Origin of the sequence: Curtobacterium sp. MCLR17_040 (assembly GCF_003234735.1) — a bacterium.
Classification (GTDB): Bacteria; Actinomycetota; Actinomycetes; order Actinomycetales; family Microbacteriaceae; genus Curtobacterium; species Curtobacterium flaccumfaciens.
Map to the genome: position 1 here is coordinate 28,062 of NZ_QKTE01000021.1, position 19,015 is coordinate 47,076.

General features: G+C 68.4%; 18 protein-coding genes. 11 read left to right on the top strand and 7 right to left on the bottom strand.

The genetic code is table 11. The features are described 5' to 3' along the window. Positions 1-18: 18 nt before the first annotated feature. The 5 genes from DEJ01_RS15185 (at position 19) to DEJ01_RS17955 (ending at position 5,215) form a co-directional block, all read left to right on the top strand. A complete protein-coding gene (locus DEJ01_RS15185; RefSeq protein ID WP_111093481.1) occupies positions 19-1,068 on the top strand; it encodes a methionine synthase in 1,050 nt (349 codons plus the stop codon). 259 nt (positions 1,069-1,327) lie between these two features. Then, entirely contained in the window at positions 1,328-1,753 is a 426-nt protein-coding gene (locus DEJ01_RS15190) for a hypothetical protein (protein ID WP_111087947.1), read from the top strand. A gap of 416 nt (positions 1,754-2,169) precedes the next feature. Continuing rightward, a complete protein-coding gene (locus tag DEJ01_RS15195; protein WP_111093482.1) occupies positions 2,170-3,405 on the top strand; it encodes an acyl-CoA dehydrogenase family protein in 1,236 nt (411 codons plus the stop codon). A 224-nt stretch (positions 3,406-3,629) separates the two neighbouring features. Further along, complete coding sequence (locus DEJ01_RS15200) at positions 3,630-4,502, top strand: carboxypeptidase-like regulatory domain-containing protein (protein WP_181438469.1); 873 nt, start codon at positions 3,630-3,632, stop codon at positions 4,500-4,502. Between the two features lie 212 nt (positions 4,503-4,714). Next, complete coding sequence (locus DEJ01_RS17955; protein ID WP_146247643.1) at positions 4,715-5,215, top strand: hypothetical protein; 501 nt, start codon at positions 4,715-4,717, stop codon at positions 5,213-5,215. Between the two features lie 57 nt (positions 5,216-5,272). On the opposite strand, the gene nrdF is transcribed toward DEJ01_RS17955, so the two are convergent. From nrdF to nrdH, 4 genes are all read right to left on the bottom strand, one after another. Continuing rightward, the gene (nrdF, locus tag DEJ01_RS15210; RefSeq protein WP_017886894.1) at positions 5,273-6,247 is read right to left on the bottom strand and encodes a class 1b ribonucleoside-diphosphate reductase subunit beta; all 975 of its coding nucleotides are present in this window, start codon (positions 6,245-6,247) and stop codon (positions 5,273-5,275) included. Between the two features lie 90 nt (positions 6,248-6,337). Continuing rightward, positions 6,338-8,443 (bottom strand): class 1b ribonucleoside-diphosphate reductase subunit alpha, encoded by a 2,106-nt coding sequence (gene nrdE / locus DEJ01_RS15215; protein ID WP_110864196.1) that lies wholly within the window; start codon positions 8,441-8,443, stop codon positions 6,338-6,340. 17 nt (positions 8,444-8,460) lie between these two features. Continuing rightward, positions 8,461-8,877, bottom strand: a complete 417-nt coding sequence (gene nrdI, locus DEJ01_RS15220) for a class Ib ribonucleoside-diphosphate reductase assembly flavoprotein NrdI (protein WP_027465945.1) — start codon at positions 8,875-8,877, stop codon at positions 8,461-8,463. Positions 8,878-8,988: 111 nt separating this feature from the next. After that, complete coding sequence (gene nrdH, locus DEJ01_RS15225; RefSeq protein ID WP_017886897.1) at positions 8,989-9,222, bottom strand: glutaredoxin-like protein NrdH; 234 nt, start codon at positions 9,220-9,222, stop codon at positions 8,989-8,991. 355 nt (positions 9,223-9,577) lie between these two features. Between nrdH and DEJ01_RS15230 the strand changes: the two genes are divergently transcribed. From DEJ01_RS15230 to DEJ01_RS15240, 3 genes are all read left to right on the top strand, one after another. Continuing rightward, positions 9,578-10,783, top strand: coding sequence for an MFS transporter (locus DEJ01_RS15230; protein ID WP_071405882.1), 1,206 nt, complete (start codon positions 9,578-9,580; stop codon positions 10,781-10,783). A gap of 208 nt (positions 10,784-10,991) precedes the next feature. After that, on the top strand, positions 10,992-11,810 hold the full coding sequence (locus DEJ01_RS15235) for an aldo/keto reductase (RefSeq protein WP_111093485.1): 819 nt from the start codon (positions 10,992-10,994) through the stop codon (positions 11,808-11,810). Positions 11,811-11,866: 56 nt separating this feature from the next. Continuing rightward, positions 11,867-12,439: a hypothetical protein gene (locus DEJ01_RS15240; protein ID WP_111093486.1), complete on the top strand. Its 573-nt coding sequence runs from the start codon at positions 11,867-11,869 to the stop codon at positions 12,437-12,439. Here DEJ01_RS15240 and DEJ01_RS15245 read toward each other — a convergent pair. Continuing rightward, positions 12,436-12,774, bottom strand: a complete 339-nt coding sequence (locus tag DEJ01_RS15245) for a hypothetical protein (RefSeq protein WP_071405879.1) — start codon at positions 12,772-12,774, stop codon at positions 12,436-12,438. The two genes, DEJ01_RS15240 and DEJ01_RS15245, sit on opposite strands and share 4 nt — an antisense overlap. 118 nt (positions 12,775-12,892) lie before the next feature. Between DEJ01_RS15245 and DEJ01_RS15250 the strand changes: the two genes are divergently transcribed. Beyond that, positions 12,893-13,717 (top strand): hypothetical protein, encoded by an 825-nt coding sequence (locus DEJ01_RS15250; RefSeq protein WP_146247644.1) that lies wholly within the window; start codon positions 12,893-12,895, stop codon positions 13,715-13,717. A 94-nt stretch (positions 13,718-13,811) separates the two neighbouring features. Beyond that, the gene (locus tag DEJ01_RS15255; protein WP_027465941.1) at positions 13,812-14,333 is read left to right on the top strand and encodes a ribonuclease H; all 522 of its coding nucleotides are present in this window, start codon (positions 13,812-13,814) and stop codon (positions 14,331-14,333) included. 13 nt (positions 14,334-14,346) lie between these two features. Here DEJ01_RS15255 and DEJ01_RS15260 read toward each other — a convergent pair whose 3' ends face one another. Then, complete coding sequence (locus DEJ01_RS15260; protein WP_027465939.1) at positions 14,347-14,598, bottom strand: DUF6458 family protein; 252 nt, start codon at positions 14,596-14,598, stop codon at positions 14,347-14,349. Between the two features lie 64 nt (positions 14,599-14,662). Beyond that, on the bottom strand, positions 14,663-17,233 hold the full coding sequence (locus DEJ01_RS15265) for an RNA helicase (RefSeq protein ID WP_111093488.1): 2,571 nt from the start codon (positions 17,231-17,233) through the stop codon (positions 14,663-14,665). A 182-nt stretch (positions 17,234-17,415) separates the two neighbouring features. On the opposite strand from DEJ01_RS15265, the gene DEJ01_RS15270 reads away from it, so the two are divergent. Next, positions 17,416-18,429 (top strand): LLM class flavin-dependent oxidoreductase, encoded by a 1,014-nt coding sequence (locus DEJ01_RS15270; RefSeq protein ID WP_111093489.1) that lies wholly within the window; start codon positions 17,416-17,418, stop codon positions 18,427-18,429. Positions 18,430-19,015 lie beyond the last annotated feature (586 nt).

The following is a 19,015-nucleotide window of genomic DNA, read 5'->3' on the forward strand; positions in this document are numbered from 1 at the left end:
GACTGGACCGTCACCCCCATGCGTTCTCTCCTCCCCACCTCGATCGTCGGCAGCCTGCCGAAGCCGTCCTGGCTCGCCGAGCCCGAGCGACTCTGGTCCCCCTGGGAGCTGCAAGGAGCAGCACTGACCGAGGGCAAGCAGGACGCCCTGCGCTCCGCCGTGCACGAGCAGGAGCGCCGCGGGATCGACATCGTCAGTGACGGCGAGCAGACCCGCCAGCACTTCGTCACGACGTTCATCGAGCACCTGGACGGCGTCGACCTCGACCGCAAGGAGACCGTCCGCATCCGCGACCGCTACGACGCGGCCGTCCCGACCGTCGTCGGTGCCGTCAGCCGTCGGAAGCCGGTCTTCGTCGAGGACGCTGCGTTCCTGCGAGCCCAGACAGACCGGCCGATCAAGTGGGCGCTCCCCGGCCCGATGACCATGATCGACACGCTGTCCGACCAGCACTACAAGAGCCGCGAGAAGCTGGCGTGGGAGTTCGCCACGATCCTCAACCAAGAGGCACGCGAACTGCAGGATGCCGGCGTCGACATCATCCAGTTCGACGAGCCTGCCTTCACCGTCTTCCACGACGAGGTGCAGGACTGGGGCGTGGCCGCGCTCGAACGCGCAGCCGAGGGCCTGCGCGCCGAAACCGCCGTGCACATCTGTTACGGCTACGGCATCGAGGCGAACAACAAGTGGAAGGAGACGCTCGGAGCGGAGTGGCGGCAGTACGAGCAGTCCTTCCCGCTGCTGCAGCAGTCGTCGATCGACATCGTGTCGCTCGAGTGCATCCACTCGCACGTTCCGCTTGAACTCGTCGAGCTCATCCGCGGCAAGAAGGTCATGCTCGGCGCGATCGACGTCGCGACCGAGACCGTGGAGACCCCGGAGGAGGTCGCGGAGGTGCTGCGTCGGGCGCTCGAGTTCGTCGATGCAGACAAGCTCATCCCGAGTTCCAACTGCGGGATGGCGCCCCTGGCGCGGGGTGCGGCGCTGGACAAGCTCGGCGCGCTGTCCGCTGGAGCGGACATCGTCCGGGCCGAGCTCGTCGGCACGGAGGTCCCGTCGGCCCGCTGATCGCCGCGAAACACCACGGCGGCGCTCTTCCGGAAGGAGGAGGGCCGCCGTTCGTGTTGCGTCCGCCGCGTGCGCGGCTCTCGATCCGGCCTGGAGGCGCGGCTGCGGTCCGGCCGGCAGGTCACGCCGGCAGTGGCGTCACCTTCCACCGCCCCTCGCCGTCACCATCGGCGTGCGTCCGGTGGTTGATCGAGTCCACTCCGCCCACCAGGGGGACGGCGTCTGCGAAGCGTCAGACTCGAGGGCGTTGACTACGTTCATGATCACCAAGGGCGTCATCCACCAGGTCGAGAGTGCGACTGTCCGGGATCGCAACGGCGTATCAGTCGGCAAGGTCGTGCAGGTGTTCCCCTCCGACGAGGACGGCAGTGCGGCCTACGTCTGTGTCGCGACGGGACTGCTCGGGCGACACCAGGCGCTCGTCCCCGCCGACGATGCCACGTTCGACGGCACGGACGTGCACGTCGGGTACACGAAGGACGCGATCAAGGACGCGCCGTCCCTCGGAGCCGGACGTACCCTGTCCCCCGCCGAGGCGAACGCCGTCCGCGGACACTTCGGGCTGTCCCGCACCGGCGCTGCGACCGGAGACATGGGCGACCCCCACGAGAACCTCGATCAGGCTGGGACAGGTCTTGCGGGTGCCGACGACACCGAGGGCGCAGGGACGACACCGCCGGCCTGAACGCCACTGGAGTGAACGGCGCCGAGGCCACGGCTATCGCCCACACCAAGCAAGGCAGCGGCCGGTCCTCTGGCGGGTGGCCGCTCGCTCGCTGATGCGCGCTCCTGTGAGCGTGGCCGACGCGGGTCTCTCGGAGGAGCATTCCCGTCTTCGTCCGACCGGCTCCGCGGCCATCGCACACGCGCAGCACCGCGAAACGGCTGCTGCGAACGCTCACGGCGTCGCAGCGTGGTCACGTGTCATGGGAAGTCACCCTCCGACACACATCGACACAACCCTTCTCGCGGGCGTTCGGCGATGCCACAGTCTCGCGATGGCGCACATCTGGTCGGGCTGTCCGCCCACACCAGACGAATCGACACCAGACGGCGCCACACCACGCGACAGGTAGCAACCCAGAGCACGAAGGAGTCCTCGTGACCATCAGCAACCAGACCGCCGACAGCACGATCGACGAGGGCGCCGACGACGAGCTCCTCGTCCGCTTCCGTCCGATCTTCGACCGCATCGCTGCCGGCGCCTCCGAGCGCGAACGCGACCACCGCCTCCCGTTCGAGGAGATCCGCGAACTCGCCGCCGCAGGATTCGGCGCCGTACGCGTCCCCGTCGCCCACGGCGGAGCCGGGGCGACCCTGCCCCAGCTGTTCCGCCTGCTGACCGAACTCGCCGCCGCTGACAGCAACCTCCCCCAGGCGCTCCGCGGCCACTTCGCACTGGTGGAGGACCGGCTGGTCGCCCGGTCCGGGGAACGTGAGGTGTGGCTGGACCGCTTCGGCCGCGGTGAGATCGCCGGCAACTCGTGGACCGAAGTCGGGTCAGTGCAGGTCGGCGACGTGATCACGAAGGTGACCCCGCAGCCGGACGGGACGTTCCGGATCACCGGGCAGAAGTACTACTCGACCGGCAGCATCTTCGCCGACTGGATCGACACCTACGCCGAGCGGACGGACACCGGCGAGCGGGTCATCGCGATCGTCGACGCGCACCAGCCCGGGGTCACCCACACCGACGACTGGGACGGGTTCGGGCAGCGCACCACCGGCTCCGGTACCAGCACCTTCGACGACGCCGTCGTGCAGGCCGATGGGGTGATCCCCTTCGACGAGCGGTTCAAGTACCAGACGGCGTTCTACCAGGGCGTGCTGTTGAGCGTCCTCGCCGGGTCCGTACTCGCAGCCGAGCGGGAGATCGCGCGCGAGGTCCGCAACCGCACCCGCGTCTTCTCCCACGGCAACGCCGACACGTTCGCGGCAGACCCCCAGATCCTGCAGGTCGTCGGCGAGGTGTCGGCGGCCGGGTTCGCCGCCAGCGCCATCGTCGACCGGGCCGCCGCGGCCCTGCAGGGTGCGTACGAGGGAGCCGGGCTCGACACAGCCGAGGACGAGCGCAGCAACGACCGCGCCGAACTCGCGACCGCGCAGGCGCAGGTGGCGCTGACCACCCTGGCGACGACGGCGACCTCGCACCTGTTCGACGCGCTCGCGGCGTCCGGGGTGAGCACGACGAAGAACCTCGACCGGCACTGGCGGAACGCTCGCACCGCCGGCAGCCACAACCCGTGGGTGTTCAAGGCACGGATCATCGGTGACCACGCGGTGAACGGTGCCGAACCGCCCCGCGTCTGGGCGATCGGTGCGACCCGCACCTCGTGACGCCTGTCGAAGCTGGGACGGCTTCCGCGTGACCGCTGCTGCGACGTGCCGGCCCCGCCGCCCGGCCGCCGTGCGCGTACAGTCCCTGGCAACGCACGGCTGGCCGACCATCGGGGAACGCGATGCGACTGATCACAGGGACGACACTGGCCGTTGCGCTGGCAGCAGGCGCGCTGATCGGCCTCGCGCCACCAGCGACTGCGGCCGGATCCGGAACGATCACCGTGCAGCTCGCAACGCCGGACGGCACCGCGATCCGGCTGGCGGACGTCGAACTCGCAGCGATCGGCACCGACGTCGTCGTCGGGAACTCCACCACCGACGATGGCGGCACCGCGACGTTCACCGGCATCCCCGCACCGGACACCGTCACGGTGACGACGCGGCAGCTCCCACCGCACGGAACGGAGACCTACGCCCCCGGACTCCGCTCGGGCATCGCCGTCCGCGGCGGCTCGACAGTCGCGGTCACCGTGCCGCTCGTGATCGGCGCCACCGTGCAGGGCGGCGTGGTCGGCCCGACGGGACCCGCCGCCGGTCGCCTGATGTACGCCTGGAACGAGGACACCTCGCAGGTGTTCCGGACGACCTCGGACAGCGCGGGCCAGTACCGGTTCGTCGGGTTGAGCACCGGGAAGTACCGCATCGAGGCCTACGCCAGCGGAACCGCGTCCCCCGCCGTCTGGAAGACCCGGGTGTACCAGCAGCGAGGAACGATCCCGGCTTCCCGAGTCACCTTGTCACGGCACTACGCACACAGCGACTACGACCTGGTCGTCTACGCGGCCTCGGCGTCCCGCAGCCCGTCGGCGCAACTGAGCGGTGCGACCGTCACGGTGACGAACGCGACGACCGGAGCATCGTTCTCGACCCGGTTCTCGACGCTGCTCGACAGCGAGCAGACGGCGCAGTTCCAGATCCCCTCCGGGCAGTACGTCGTGGAACTCCGGACCGTCGCGACGACCACAACGACCGCGCAGGTGCTGTGGCTCGGACGTCCGGGCGGCGTGTACCGGTACGTGACCGACCGAGCGCAGGCCGTGCCGGTGAAGGTCGTGTTCGGCGGTGGCAACTTCTGGGGCGGCGCCCTCGGGTGATCCGGACCCAGCACCAGCCCCAGCCCAGGGCTGGCCGGACGCGGTTGGCTGCGTGACTGCACGCGGTCGCGTGAGCAGCAACGGACAGGAGGCGCGGTGCCAGCTGGCACCGCGCCTCCTGTCCGGCACACGGTCGCGGACACGCGACGGTGGCGCGCCACCTTCTCCATGTCGGCGATGAGACGGAGCGTGTAGCCGTCGGGGACCGTCTGGTGTTCGACGTAGTGCATGAACACCGGCGCAGCATGGTCGGCCGTGAACAGCTCGGCAGGATGCCGAGGCTCGTGCGCAGCCTGAACGTCGATGGTCTCCGTGAGCGGTTCGGTGAGGTCGTGGTCACGGCCGACGACGTAGAAGCGGTACTCACCGTCGTCCTCGCGGCGGCGCAGCTCCACGCTCATCTTCTCCGCGGTACCACCGGCCTGCAGGTAGGAGTTGCCGTACTGCTCCTCAGTCTTGTCGGGGTTGAACATCCAGTCGGCGTCGTCGGGACACCACCAGAGCCTCCACGCGAAGTGCTCGTCGTTGTCGAGGAGTCCCAGCATGCGGCGAACCTGGTCAGGCATCGGCCGGAAGGTGTCCCGCAGGATGCTGCTGATGCTGCTGTTGGTCTCTTGGATGATCATGCGCTACTTCACTCGTTGGTAGTTGACCGAGGTGATCTTGATGCGTTCCCAACCGCAAGTCGGCCGCCCCGGCGACGGTGCCCGTGAACTGAGAACGCCCCGCCAGCCGAAGCCAGCGGGGCGTCCCCAAGAATCAGACCAGGATCAGAAGTCCCAGTCCTCGTCCTCAGTGTTCACGGCCTTGCCGATGACGTACGACGAGCCCGACCCCGAGAAGAAGTCGTGGTTCTCGTCCGCGTTCGGCGACAGGGCGGAGAGGATGGCCGGGTTCACGTCCGTGATGTTCTTCGGGAACATCGGCTCGTAGCCCAGGTTCATCAGCGCCTTGTTGGCGTTGTAGTGCAGGAACTTCTTGACGTCCTCGGTCAGACCGACCTCGTCGTAGAGGTCCTGCGTGTACTGCACCTCGTTCTCGTACATCTCGAACAGCAGCGAGAACGTGTAGTCCTTGAGCTCGTCGCGCTCGGCCTGCGTGAGGGTCTCGAGGCCCTTCTGGTACTTGTACCCGATGTAGTATCCGTGGACGGCTTCGTCACGGATGATCAGACGGATCAGGTCGGCGGTGTTCGTGAGCTTGGCGCGCGACGACCAGTGCATCGGCAGGTAGAACCCCGAGTAGAACAGGAACGACTCGAGCAGCGTCGAGGCGACCTTGCGCTTCAGCGGGTTGTCGCCCTGGTAGTAGTCCATCACGATGGACGCCTTCTTCTGCAGGTTCGGGTTCTCCTCGGACCAGCGGAAGGCCTCGTCGATCTCACGCGTCGACGCGAGGGTCGAGAAGATCGACGAGTAGGACTTGGCGTGCACCGACTCCATGAACGCGATGTTCGTGTAGACGGCTTCCTCGTGCGGGGTGATCGCGTCGGGGATGAGCGACACGGCGCCGACGGTGCCCTGGATGGTGTCGAGCAGGGTCAGACCGGTGAACACACGCATGGTCAGGGTCTGCTCGGCCGGCGTCAGCGTGTTCCACGACTGCACGTCGTTCGACAGCGGCACCTTCTCGGGCAGCCAGAAGTTGTTGACGAGACGGTTCCAGACCTCGACGTCCTTGTCGTCCTGGATGCGGTTCCAGTTGATGGCCTGGACCCGATCAATGAGCTTCAGCTTCTCGACCAACGTGTGTTCCTTACAGAGATGGTGACTAAGTGACGGACTGGAGGCGCGGTGCGGGTTGGCACCGCGCCTCCAGGGAGCAGAGCGGCAGCTCTACAGCATGCAGCTGACGCAGCCCTCGACCTCCGTGCCCTCCAGCGCGAGCTGGCGGAGACGGATGTAGTAGATCGTCTTGATGCCCTTGCGCCATGCGTAGATCTGCGCCTTGTTGATGTCACGCGTGGTGGCGGTGTCCTTGAAGAACAGCGTCAGGGACAGGCCCTGGTCCACGTGCTGCGTCGCCGCGGCGTACGTGTCGATGATCTTCTCGGCACCGATCTCGTACGCGTCCTGGTAGTAGTCCAGGTTGTCGTTCGTCATGAACGGCGCCGGGTAGTAGACGCGGCCGAGCTTGCCTTCCTTGCGGATCTCGATCTTCGACGCGATCGGGTGGATCGACGACGTCGAGTGGTTGATGTACGAGATCGAACCGGTCGGCGGGACGGCCTGCAGGTTCTGGTTGTAGATGCCGTGCTCCTGGACGGACGCCTTCAGCGCCTTCCAGTCGTCCTGCGTCGGGATCGTGATGTTCGCGTTGTCGAACAGCGAGGCAACACGAGCGGTCGCGGGGGTCCACGTCTGGTCGGTGTACTTGTCGAAGAACTCACCCGACGCGTACTTGGAGTCGCGGAAGCCGTCGAAGGTCTCGCCGGTCTCGATCGCGATCTTGTTCGACGCACGAAGGGCGTGGAACAGCACCGTGTAGAAGTAGATGTTCGTGAAGTCGATGCCCTCTTCGGAGCCGTAGTAGACGCGCTCACGAGCGAGGTAGCCGTGCAGGTTCATCTGGCCGAGGCCGATGGCGTGCGACTTGTCGTTGCCGTCCTCGACGGAACGCACCGAGGTGATGTGCGACATCTGCGAGACCGAGGTCAGGCCGCGGATGGCGGTCTCGATGGTCTTGCCGAAGTCGGGCGAATCCATCGTCAGCGCGATGTTCAGCGAGCCGAGGTTGCAGGAGATGTCCTTGCCGATCTCCTTGTAGGACAGGTCCTCGTTGAAGGTCGTCGGGGTGTTGACCTGCAGGATCTCCGAGCACAGGTTGGACATGTTGATCCGACCCTTGATCGGGTTGGCCTTGTTCACCGTGTCCTCGAACACGATGTACGGGTAGCCAGACTCGAACTGGATCTCGGCGATGGTCGTGAAGAAGTCACGCGCCTTGATCTTCGTCTTCTTGATGCGCGAGTCGTCGACCATCGCGCGGTAGTTCTCGGAGATCGGGACGTCGCCGAAGGGGACGCCGTAGACCTTCTCGACGTCGTACGGCGAGAACAGGTACATGTCCTCGTTGTTCTTCGCGAGCTCGAACGTGATGTCCGGCACGACGACGCCGAGGGACAGCGTCTTGATGCGGATCTTCTCGTCGGCGTTCTCGCGCTTGGTGTCGAGGAACTTCATGATGTCCGGGTGGTGGGCGCTGAGGTAGACCGCGCCGGCACCCTGACGCGCACCGAGCTGGTTCGCGTAGGAGAAGGAGTCTTCCAGCAGCTTCATCACGGGGATGATGCCCGAGGACTGGTTCTCGATCTGCTTGATCGGGGCGCCGGCCTCGCGGATGTTGGAGAGGAGCAGGGCCACGCCGCCGCCGCGCTTCGAGAGCTGCAGCGAGGAGTTGATGCCGCGCGAGATCGACTCCATGTTGTCCTCGATGCGGAGCAGGAAGCAGGAGACGAGCTCGCCGCGCTGTGCCTTCGCCGTGTTGAGGAACGTGGGGGTCGCGGGCTGGAAGCGGCCGGCGACGATCTCTTCGACCAGGTCGATGGCGAGCTGCTCGTTGCCCTGGGCCAGGCCGAGGGCGGTCATGACGACCCGGTCCTCGAAGCGCTCCAGGTACCGCTTGCCGTCGAACGTCTTGAGCGTGTAGCTCGTGTAGTACTTGAACGCGCCGAGGAACGTCTGGAACCGGAACTTCTTCGAGTACGCCAGGTCGTTGAGTCGCTGGATGAAGTCCAGCGAGTACATGTCGATCGTGGCTTTTTCGTAGTACTCGTTCTCGACCAGGTAGTCGAGCCGCTCCTTCAGGTTGTGGAAGAAGACGGTGTTCTGGTTGACGTGCTGCAGGAAGAACTGCTTGGCGGCCTCACGATCCTTGTCGAACTGGATGTTCCCGTCCGCGTCGTAGAGGTTGAGCATCGCGTTGAGGGAGTGGTAGTCCATCCCCGTCTGCGGCGACGTCAGATCGACGTCTGCAACTGCTGCGTCCAAAATGCATCCAATCCTGAGTTGACCGCCGACACGTCGTCAGGGGTCCCGAAGAGTTCGAATCTGTAGAGAAGGGGGACGTTGCACTTCTGCGCGATGACGTCCCCTGCGAGGCCGTACGCCTCGCCGAAGTTCGTGTTGCCACCCACCACCACGCCGCGGATGAGCGAGCGGTTGTGGGCGTCGTTGAGGAACTTGATGACCTGCTTGGGGACTGCGCCCTCGCCGTTGCCGCCACCGTAGGTGGGCAGGACCAGGACGTAGGGCTCGTCGACGTGCAGGAACGGTTCGCTCGGGTAGAGCGGGATCCGGTCCGCGTCGCGGCCGAGCTTCTCGACGAAGCGCGCGGTGTACCCGGACACGCTCGAGAAGTAGACCAATCGGCTCATGGTGCGCTCCTCTGGAGAAGGTGCGGAACAGGCGGACCGGAGGGTGTCCTGCGGGCGATCACCGGGCCTCCTGAACGGGACCGGGGTGACCGTCCGCAGGACGGGAGACGACTACGCCAGTTCGGCGCTGAGGGTCGCGATCTTGTCGGGGCGGAAGCCCGACCAGTGGTCGTCGTCCGTGACGACGACGGGGGCCTGCATGTAGCCCAGGCTCTTGACGTGCTCGAGCGCTGCTTCGTCCGTGGAGACGTCGTGCACTTCGTACTCGATGCCCTTGTTGTCGAGGGCCCGGTACGTCGCGGTGCACTGGACGCAGGACGGCTTGGTGTAGACGGTGACGGCCATGTTCTCCCCTGGTTCCTACTGGTTTCTGCTGTGCTGTGGAGGTGGTGCTGATGTCTGTCCGCAGTCGTGTCCGGGAGGGGCCGCTGCGATGCCTCCACACTACATCTAGTGGCTAGCCGCAGCACCGACCACTAGAGGAAGTGTTACAGCCGTGTAGTTCTCCACAACGTCCTCCACAGTCTGTGGATTCCCGGGAGGCCCGAGTTTCCGCCAGTCTGCGCCCGACCACCGACACTTCCCCACACCGGTGGACAGTCCCGATCCACAGATGTGGAATCAACGCCTCGGCGTGTCGCGAACCGCCCCTCCCCAGGACGGGGGACACCCCCGTCCGGCCGGTCCGTACACTCGTCTCGTGAGTACGTACGGGCCCCTCCTGAAGACCCCTGGCGTGGGTCGTGTCATCGCCGCACAGCTCACCGCGCGGTTCCCGTTCGGCATGCTGTCGCTGGCCTACCTGCTGCACGTCGAGCACGTGTTCGACTCCTACGGCGCGGCCGGTCTGGTGCTCGCGACGACGAGCATCGGGCAGGCACTGGCCGGCCCCCTGACGAGCCGGTGGATGGGCAGCTGGGGCATGCGCCCCGTCCTCATCCTGACGAGCATCGTCGCGCTGATCAGCATGGTGGTCATCGCGTTCGTGGTCATGCCGCTCTGGGGCTACGTGGTGGTCGGGTTCCTCGGCGGCCTGGCGGTCCCACCCGTGCAGCCGGCGGTGCGCACCATCTACCCGAAGATGGTGACCTCGGCGCAGCTCACACCCCTCTTCTCCCTCGACGCCAGCGCGCAGGAGCTCATCTGGGTCGCCGGCCCGGTCATCACCACCTTCGTCGCCACCCAGGTCGGCACGGTCGAGGCGATCGTCGTCGCGATGGTCTTCCTGGTCGTCGGCGGCGCGTGGTTCATCGCCTCCCCCGAGCTCGGCCGCGTCCGCATCCCCCGTTCGAAGCGCGCCTTCGGTGTCGTGCTGAAGCGCCCTGCCGTCGTCGTCGCCACCCTGACCGGTCTGCTGCTCATCGGGGCGTGCGCCGCGGTCGAGGCGAGCGTCACCAGCGTCTTCGGCGAGGGCAGCCCGAACGCCGGCATCGTGCTCGCGGTGTTCGCGGTCGGTTCGCTCGCCGGCGGTCTGGCGTTCGGCCACCGCCCCATCTCCCGCAACACCCTGTGGACGCGCATGGCCGTCGTCTTCGTCGGCCTCACCCTGGCCCTCGGTGGCACGGGCTTCTGGTGGCTCTGCCTGGCCCTGGTCATCGCGGGTGTGGGCATCGCGCCGGCCCTCGCGGTGATGTTCGGTTCGGTCTCCGCCACCGTCAAGTTCTCCGACACCGCCGAGGCCTACGGCTGGATGGGCACCGGCCAGCTGATCGGTGCCGCCGGCGGTTCGGCGATCGCCGGCTTCCTGATCGACGGCAGCGGCCCCGTCGGCGGCTTCACCGTCGGCGCCGTGATGGCCGGCCTGGGCGTGCTGCTCCCCCTGGCGATGCGCAGCTGGCTGCCCGACCTGCGCGGCCGTGACGCAAGCCCCCTCCCCGACACCGAGCCGGTGCACCTGCCGACTTGAGCGGCGGGCGGCGGGCGGCGGCGGGCGGTTTCGGGCGCACCTGGTGGAATCGGGCGTACCTGGTCGGAAGTTCTGACCAGGTACGCCCGATTCCACTCGCCATCGCGGCCGGTATGGGAAGGAACGTGCGCCCGACGTACGGGTCGCGTTCTCCACAGACTGCCTGGAGGCCCGGCGCACGCCCGCCAGGCACCGGCAGGATGGGTGCATGGTCACCTCAGATCCCCTGCGCGACGGCCGCTCGATCCCCGCAATCGGCTTCGGCGTCTATAAGGTCGACGATGCCGAAGCGGAGACGGCGGTCGGCCTCGCGCTGGACGCCGGCTACCGGCACGTCGACACCGCCGAGATGTACGGCAACGAGACCGGCGTCGGCAAGGCGATCCGGGCCTCCGGGCTGGACCGTGACGACGTCTTCGTGACGACCAAAGTGTGGAACGACCACCAGGGGCGCGACGCGACCCTGCGGGCATTCGACCGCAGCCTCGAGCGGCTGGGGCTCGACGCCGTCGACCTCTACCTGATCCACTGGCCGGCCGCCGCCAACGACCGCTACGTCGAGACCTGGCGCGCTCTGGTGGAACTGCGTGAGTCAGGGCGGGCGCGGAGCATCGGTGTCTCGAACTTCCAGGTGCCGCACCTGCAGCGGCTCATCGACGAGACCGGCGAGGTACCGGCGCTGAACCAGGTCGAACGGCACCCGTGGCTGCCGCAGCGCGAACTCATCGCGTTCCACGAGCAGCACGACATCGTGACCGGGGCGTGGTCGCCGCTCGGTCGTGGGCGCCTGCTCGACGAGCCGGTGCTGACCGACATCGCGGACGCGCACGGCGTGAGCGTGGCGCAGGTGCTCGTGCGGTGGAACGTGCAGCAGGGCGTGGTGGTGCTGCCGAAGTCGGTCACGCCGTCACGGATCCGGTCGAACCTCGACGTCGACGGCTTCGTGCTGACCGACGACGAGCTCGCAGCGATCGCGACGCTCGAGTCCGGGCAGCGGACGGGCTCCCACCCGGACTCGGTGTCGTAGCCGGGTGGGGTACGCACTGTTCAGCAACAGCGAGTGGCGGGCCGTACTGTCGAGGGGTGATCGATCCTCAACAGACCGCCCGTGAACACCTGCGCCCCGACGAGCACCTGTACTGGGCCGGCACGAGCGATCCGGCCAGGCTCCTCTCGGGCCGCGACGGGTTCCTCATCCCGTTCTCGCTGCTCTGGTGCGGATTCGTGGCGTTCTGGACCGTCTCGGCCGTGACCAGCGGGGCGCCGCCCTTCTTCTTGGTCGTCGGGTCGCTGTTCACGCTGATGGGCCTGCACCTGCTCGTCGGACGGTTCCTCGTGAAGCGGTACCGCAAGCGGAGGACCGTCTACGCCGTGACCGAGCGCCGGGCCCTCGTGATCACCCCTCGCGGCACGCGGGAGGTCCCGATCGGCCGCACCGACCGCACCGTGAGCTGGACCGGTGACCGACGGCACTGCAACGTCGAGTGGGACGCGACGGGAGGCGGACCGGGATCGATGCTCTTCGGGTGGGGAACGAACGCGAAGGTCTACGCGAACACCGGTCTCGACGGCTTCTTCGGGCCACAGCCGATGGCGTTCTGGGACGTCACCGATGGCGAGACTCTCGTGCGCGAACTCGACCGGGCGTCGAGCTAGCCCCGGCGGTCCTCCTCGGACTGCCACGGCAGGTGCAGGTCACCCGGTTCGGGCTCGACGTCACCGGCATCGTCCGCGCCACCCGTCCCGGGGGCCGCGATGACCTTGGACGGGTCGATGCCGTCCGCACGCAGGTCGGCGTCGTCGCGCTGCTTCGTCTGGGACGCGTCCATCTCGCGCTCGCTCGACGGGCTGTACGACGTGTCCGCTGCTCGCTGCTCGCGTCCGCTGACCCCGTCGACGTCGTCGCTGTGCGCGGCGTCGCGGAGCGCGTCGTTGCGTGCGCGGTCGTCGGACGGCTCGGGGCCGGGGGCGTTCGGGATGCTGTCGCTCATGGTGTTTCCTCCTGCAGCGGACGGTAGTCCTCGGCCCCGTGTGACGAGTCTGGCTCGGTCCGCTCCCCGCACTCGATGACGTCCCTGGCCCCCGCTACGCTGCCGACGAGGGGGAACGATGGGACGAACACGGACCGCGACGACCGCGGTGATCGGCTCGGCACTGGTGGGGCTGCTGCTCGCCGGGTGCACCGCGTTCGGCGGCGACGACGCGATCCCGACGCGACAGGCGTCACTCGACCGAACGGACCGAAGCCAGGGAGCGGACCCGACTCCGACCGCACAACAGGTCAGCACGCCGCAGGTCCTGGCTGCCGGCACGGTCGCCGCCGAGACCGATGTCGTCTCGGCGAGCGGTGACACCCGGATCCACGTTCGGGTCGTCGCGAACGAGAGCGGCACCTTCGACGCCGAGTTGTCCGGCTACCACACGACGAACCCGCAGTGGATGAGCTTGGAGTTCCGCGGTGGTGACGCTGACGGTGGCGGCGACGCCAGCGGGTACCGCGCCGGAGTCGTCATCTGGGACCCGGAGACCGGTGCACCGGACTCGGTCGGACTGTCCGAGGCTGGGTCCACTCCGGACTTCCTGCACAGCGTCGCGCTCGTGCCGGCGCCGTCTGATGACGGGGACGATTCCGGACGCACCGGCATCGGCTCCGTGCTTGCAGTTGCTCCGTTGCGCTGGACGATCCCCGACCCGTACCCGCACCTTCAGGTCGACGTGGGCGCAGCGCGGCCCGGGGCAAACGGATGGGTGCACGAGCGTGACAGCGTGCCGGTGTCCTACCAGGTGTCGAGCGACGACGCGCAGGTGACGGTCGCCGAACGCTTGGGCATCACCGTCGCGCAACTCCGCTGGCTGAACCCGTCGCTGCAGACGGGAGCGGGCGACCAGCTCATCACGGACACCGATCTCAACCTGGATCCCGCAGCGCGCTGATCCGGTCGCCGCCCCGCCGCGCAGAGCCCGTCCGTACGGTCGGTTACGGTTGACCAGCACTCGCGAGCACTCGGCACCACCAGGAGGTCCCATCGTGACGATCGTCGCCGCCGCAGACGGCTCAGCCCTCGGCAACCCCGGCCCCGCCGGGTGGGCCTGGTACGTCGACGACGACCGGTGGGCGGCCGGCGGCTGGCCCCGCGCGACGAACAACATCGGCGAGCTCACCGCCGTGCTGCAGCTGCTCCGCGCCACGAAGGACACCGGCGAGCCGCTGCACATCCTGTGCGACAGCCAGTACGCCATCAAGGCCTGCACCGAGTGGCTCGCCGGCTGGAAGCGCAAGGGCTGGCGGAAGGCCGACGGCAAGCCGGTGCTCAACGTCGAGATCATCAAGGAACTCGACGCGGAACTGCAGGGCCGCAAGGTCACGTTCGAGTGGGTCCGCGGCCACGTCGGTCACGAGATGAACGAGGCCGCCGACGTGCGAGCCCGCGGTGCAGCCACCGCGTTCCAGAACGGCACCGACGTGCCGCACGGTCCCGGCTGGCCCGGCGCCGAGGTCCCCGAGCCGTCCGCGCTGCCCGACGCCACCCCGCCCGCGACCCTCTTCTGACCCTTCGCGCGGGTCAGTAGGTCCCGTCGCGCCGATCCTGGCGGGTGATCTGCTCCCCCGACGCCGGGTCGACGCCCGAGCGCGTGGTGGTCGTGGTGCGGCGACCGCCGAAGGCCACGGCGAGGCTGATGATGAGCAGCACGACACCGGCTGCCATCAGGATGTAGCCGATCAGGCGGAGGTCGATACCGGCGAGCTGGATGTTCAGCGCGAAGGCGACGATCGCGCCGATGACGATCAGGGCGATGCTGGATCCGATGCGCATGACGCAGTCCTCTCGGGTGGGGGTGGTGCCGGAGACGGTACACGTCCGACAACCCCAGCGCCGATCAGTCGACGTCCACCTCGGCCCACCCGTCGAACCGCCCGATCTCGGTGACCCGCACGACGGCCTCGCCGACCTCGTCCGAGGCGTCCAGGTCGATCGTCGCTGAGAACCCGAAGTCCTTGTCGCCCTCGGGGTCGGCGAAGATCTGCCGCGCCTTCCAGACCCGGGGTGATGCGGTGGCGCCGCTCTCGTCGAGCACCAGGTACTGCATCGAGCGCGCATCGGCATCGGTGCCGATGCTGTCGTGCTCCTCGTAGTACTCCTCGAGCACGTTGTCCCACGCGGCCCGGTCGAAGCCCGCGGTCGCGTCGAGTTCCCCGAGCCCGTCGATGTCGTCGGCCGCGGCGAGCAGCACCCGCTGGAACAGGGCGTTGCGCACGAGCACCCGGAACGCCCGCGGGTTGCCGGTGAGTCGTGCGGGCTGCGGCGGCGCGATCTCCTCGTGCTCCTCGGAGGCCAGCAGGACGTCGCCGTTGAGCAGCGCCTCCCACTCGTCGACGAGCGAGGAGTCGGTCTGCCGCACGACTTCGCCCAGCCACTCGATCAGGTCGTCGAGCTCCTGGGTCCGCTGTTCCTCGGCGATGGTCTGTCGCATGGTCCGGTACGCGTCGGACAGGTAGCGGAGCACGAGCCCCTCGGAGCGGGTGAGCTGGTAGAAGCGCACGAAGTCGCCGAAGGTCATCGCGCGTTCGTACATGTCGCGGACGACGGCCTTCGGGGACAGCTGGAAGTCGAGCACCCAGGGCTGTTCGGCGGCGTACGCCTCGTACGCGGCGGTCAGCAGCTCGTCGAGCGGCTTCGGCCAGGTGACCTCCTCGAGCAGCTCCATCCGCTCCTCGTACTCGATCCCCTCCTGCTTCATGCGGGCGACGGCCTCGCCGCGCTCCTTGAACTGCTGCTGCGACAGGATCGCCCGCGGGTCGTCGAGGGTGGCCTCGACGACCGAGACCATGTCCAGTGCATAAGTGGGAGAAGAAGGGTCGAGCAACTCGAACGCGGCGAGCGCGAACGGTGACAGCGGCTGGTTGAGCGCGAAGTTCGGCGCGATGTCCACGGTCAGGCGGTAGGCGCCGTCGACCTTCTCGATCACTCGCGCGTTGATGAGGGTCCGGGCGATGACGAGTGCCCGCCGGGCCATCGCGAGCTGCCGGGAGCGCGGTTCGTGGTTGTCGTAGACCAGCGACCGGACGTCCGCGAAGGCTTCCCCTCCGCGGGCGACGACGGACAGCACCATCGCGTGCGTGATCCGCATGCGCGAGACCATCGGCTCCGGCTCGGCCGCGATCAGCCGTTCGAACGACGCCTGCCCCCAGGACACGAAGCCTTCGGGCGCCTTCTTCCGCTTGATCTTGTTCTTCTTCTTCGGGTCGTCGCCGGCCTTGGCGACGGCGCGGGCGTTCTCGATGTCGTGCTCGGGTGCCTCGGCGACGACGTCGCCCTCGGTGTCGTACCCGGCACGGCCGGCACGGCCGGCGATCTGGTGGAACTCCCGCGCGGACAGCTGGCGCATCTTCGTGCCGTCGAACTTCGTCAGCCCGGTGAACAGCACGGACCGGATCGGCACGTTGATCCCGACGCCCAGGGTGTCGGTGCCGCAGATGACGGGCAGCAGGCCGCGCTGGGCGAGCTGCTCGACGAGTCGTCGGTACTTCGGGAGCATGCCGGCGTGGTGCACGCCGATGCCGGCCCGGATCAGGCGCGACAGGGTCTGTCCGAACCCGGCGCTGAACCGGAAGCCGGCGATGGCGTCGGCGATCTGGTCGCGGCGTTCGCGCGAGGCGACCTTCGCCGACATCAGCGACTGCGCCCGCTCGAGTGCGGCGGCCTGGGCGAAGTGCACGATGTAGATCGGCGCCTTGCCCTCCTCGAGGAGCCGCTCGACCGTCTCCTGCACGGGCGTCATCACGTACTGGTACTCGAGCGGCACGGGTCGCGAGACACCGGTCACGCGGGCGGTGGGCCGACCGGTCCGGCGGGACAGGTCGTCGGCGATGGTCGTGACGTCGCCGAGGGTCGCCGACATGAGCAGGAACTGCGCCCGCTCGAGCACGAGCAGCGGCACCTGCCACGCCCAGCCGCGGTCGGGGTCGCCGTAGAAGTGGAACTCGTCCATCACGACGACGTCGACGTCGGCGTCCGGTCCCTGCCGCAGCGCCAGGTTCGCCAGGATCTCGGCGGTGCAGCAGACGATCGGGGCGTCGGCGTTGACGCTCGAGTCGCCGGTGACCATGCCGACGTTCTGCGCACCGAACAGCTCGACGAGCTGGAAGAACTTCTCGGACACCAGCGCCTTGATCGGTGCCGTGTAGTAGCTCCGCTTGCCCTCGGCGAGCGCGGCGAAGTGCGCGCCGGCCGCGACGAGCGACTTCCCGGTGCCGGTCGGTGTGCTCAGCACGACGTTCGCGCCGGACACGAGCTCGATGACGGCTTCGTCCTGCGCCGGGTACAGCGGTCGGCCGCCCTCCGCGGCCCAGGCCGCGAAGGCCTCGTAGACCTCGTCGGGGTCGACGACGCCGTCCACCGCCGCCGGGATCGCGGCGACGAGCGGGGGCAGGGCGGTGACGTCGGTCATGCGCCCATCCTCCCAGGTACGGCCATGACGGACTGGGCCCACGCCGCCGGTACCGGGGCGACGCGCCAGCGGCGGACCGGCCGTGCCGGTGGGGGGAGGCCCGTGGCGGCGCCGCCACGGGCCTCCCGTCCGCCCCGTCGCCGACTCAGGCGCATTTCGATACGTGCGCATAGACTCGCGACATGCGCGAACTCGGCTTCCTCTCCTTCGTCCCGAACCACGGCGGCACCGACGGCGCCGCCGGCGCCCTGGAGGACGGCCTGCGCCTGTTCGAGACCGCCGAGTCCCTCGGCTACGGGACGGGCTGGGTGCGCGGACGGCACTTCGAGCCGTACCTGACGAGCCCGATGACCTTCTTCGCGGCAGCCGCGCAGCGCACCAGCACCATCGCGTTCGGCACCGCCGTGCTCGGCATGCGCTACGAGGACCCGGTGCGCCTGGCCGAGGACGCCAGCACCGTCGACCTGCTCAGCGGTGGCCGGGTGCAGCTCGGCATCAGCACGGGCATCGCCGGGTACGGTCCGATCCTCGACCCGGTGTTCGGCACGGTCGACCGCAGCTTCCGTGACGAGGCCGAGGCCCGCGCCGCACGGCTGCTCGAGGTGCTGCAGGGTGAGCCCCTGGGCAGTGCCGGCAAGGGCTACGAGAGCATCCCCGCCGGGGCCGACCTGACCCTGCAGCCGCTCAGCCCGGGCCTGCGCGACCGCGTGTGGTGGGGCGGCGGCAGCATGGGCACGGCGGTCCGCACGGCCGAGAAGGGCCTCCTGCTGCACTGCTCGACCCTGAACACCGAGGACACCGGCGCCCCGTTCGCCCAGGCGCAGGCCGATCAGATCGCCGCCTACCGCGAGCGGTTCGCCGAGCTGCACCCGGAGCGCGAGTCCAAGGTCGCCGTGGGCCGGATCGTGGTGCCGCTCCTCGACGACCACGACCGCGAGGTGCACGAGGAGTTCCTGACCGGGTACGCCTCCGGGATGGACGACGAGGGCCGGCCGCTCTCGGGCACCCCGCCGTTCCGCTTCAGCAAGGTCGTGTCCGGCGAACCGGCGGCCATCGTCGACGCCCTGCTCGACGACCCGGCGGTCACCGCCACCGACGAGCTCGTCATCACCCTGCCGGCGAACGGCGACCGTGCGGCACACGAGCGAATCCTGCGCATCGTGGCCGAGGAGATCACCCCGGCGCTGCGGGCCTGAGGGCCGGTGCCGCGGGCCCGACCACCTGCGGTCCCGCCGCCGCCGCACCACCGAGAGTCAAGGGCATCCGGCAGGGCTCTGATCGAGTTGGTGAGGCCCGAGAGCCCGGCCGGATGACCATCTCGTCCCTGATCCGCACGAGATGGTGCACCCATCGTTCCACCTACCGAGCGGTTTGTCACACCGTTCCGCGCACCCGGGACGTATGAAGTTGACCAAGTGTCACTCGTTTTTCCGAACCGGGACGAAGTGCGGCAACCGGTTCACCGGTGCGCATCGGGGCCGGAACGAGCCACGGAACCTGGTTCCGGACACAGCACCGCGCGATCCCGTGGTGTTGTGTCCGGAACCTGGTTCCCGCGCCGGTTCACCGGTGCGCATCGGGGCCGGAACGACGAATGCGTCCCCGCGCGGACGCGGGGACGCATTCTGGGACGCACCGGGGAGGCCAGGGCAACAACGGCCGGATCAGGAGACCGAGTCGCTCACCCAGCGACCCCGTAGTCGGTGCGTGCGCGGACGGTAACCAGCCGACTCGCGCAGAACGATGTTACTGAACGGAGTCGGGAGCTGCGCGGAAACCGGA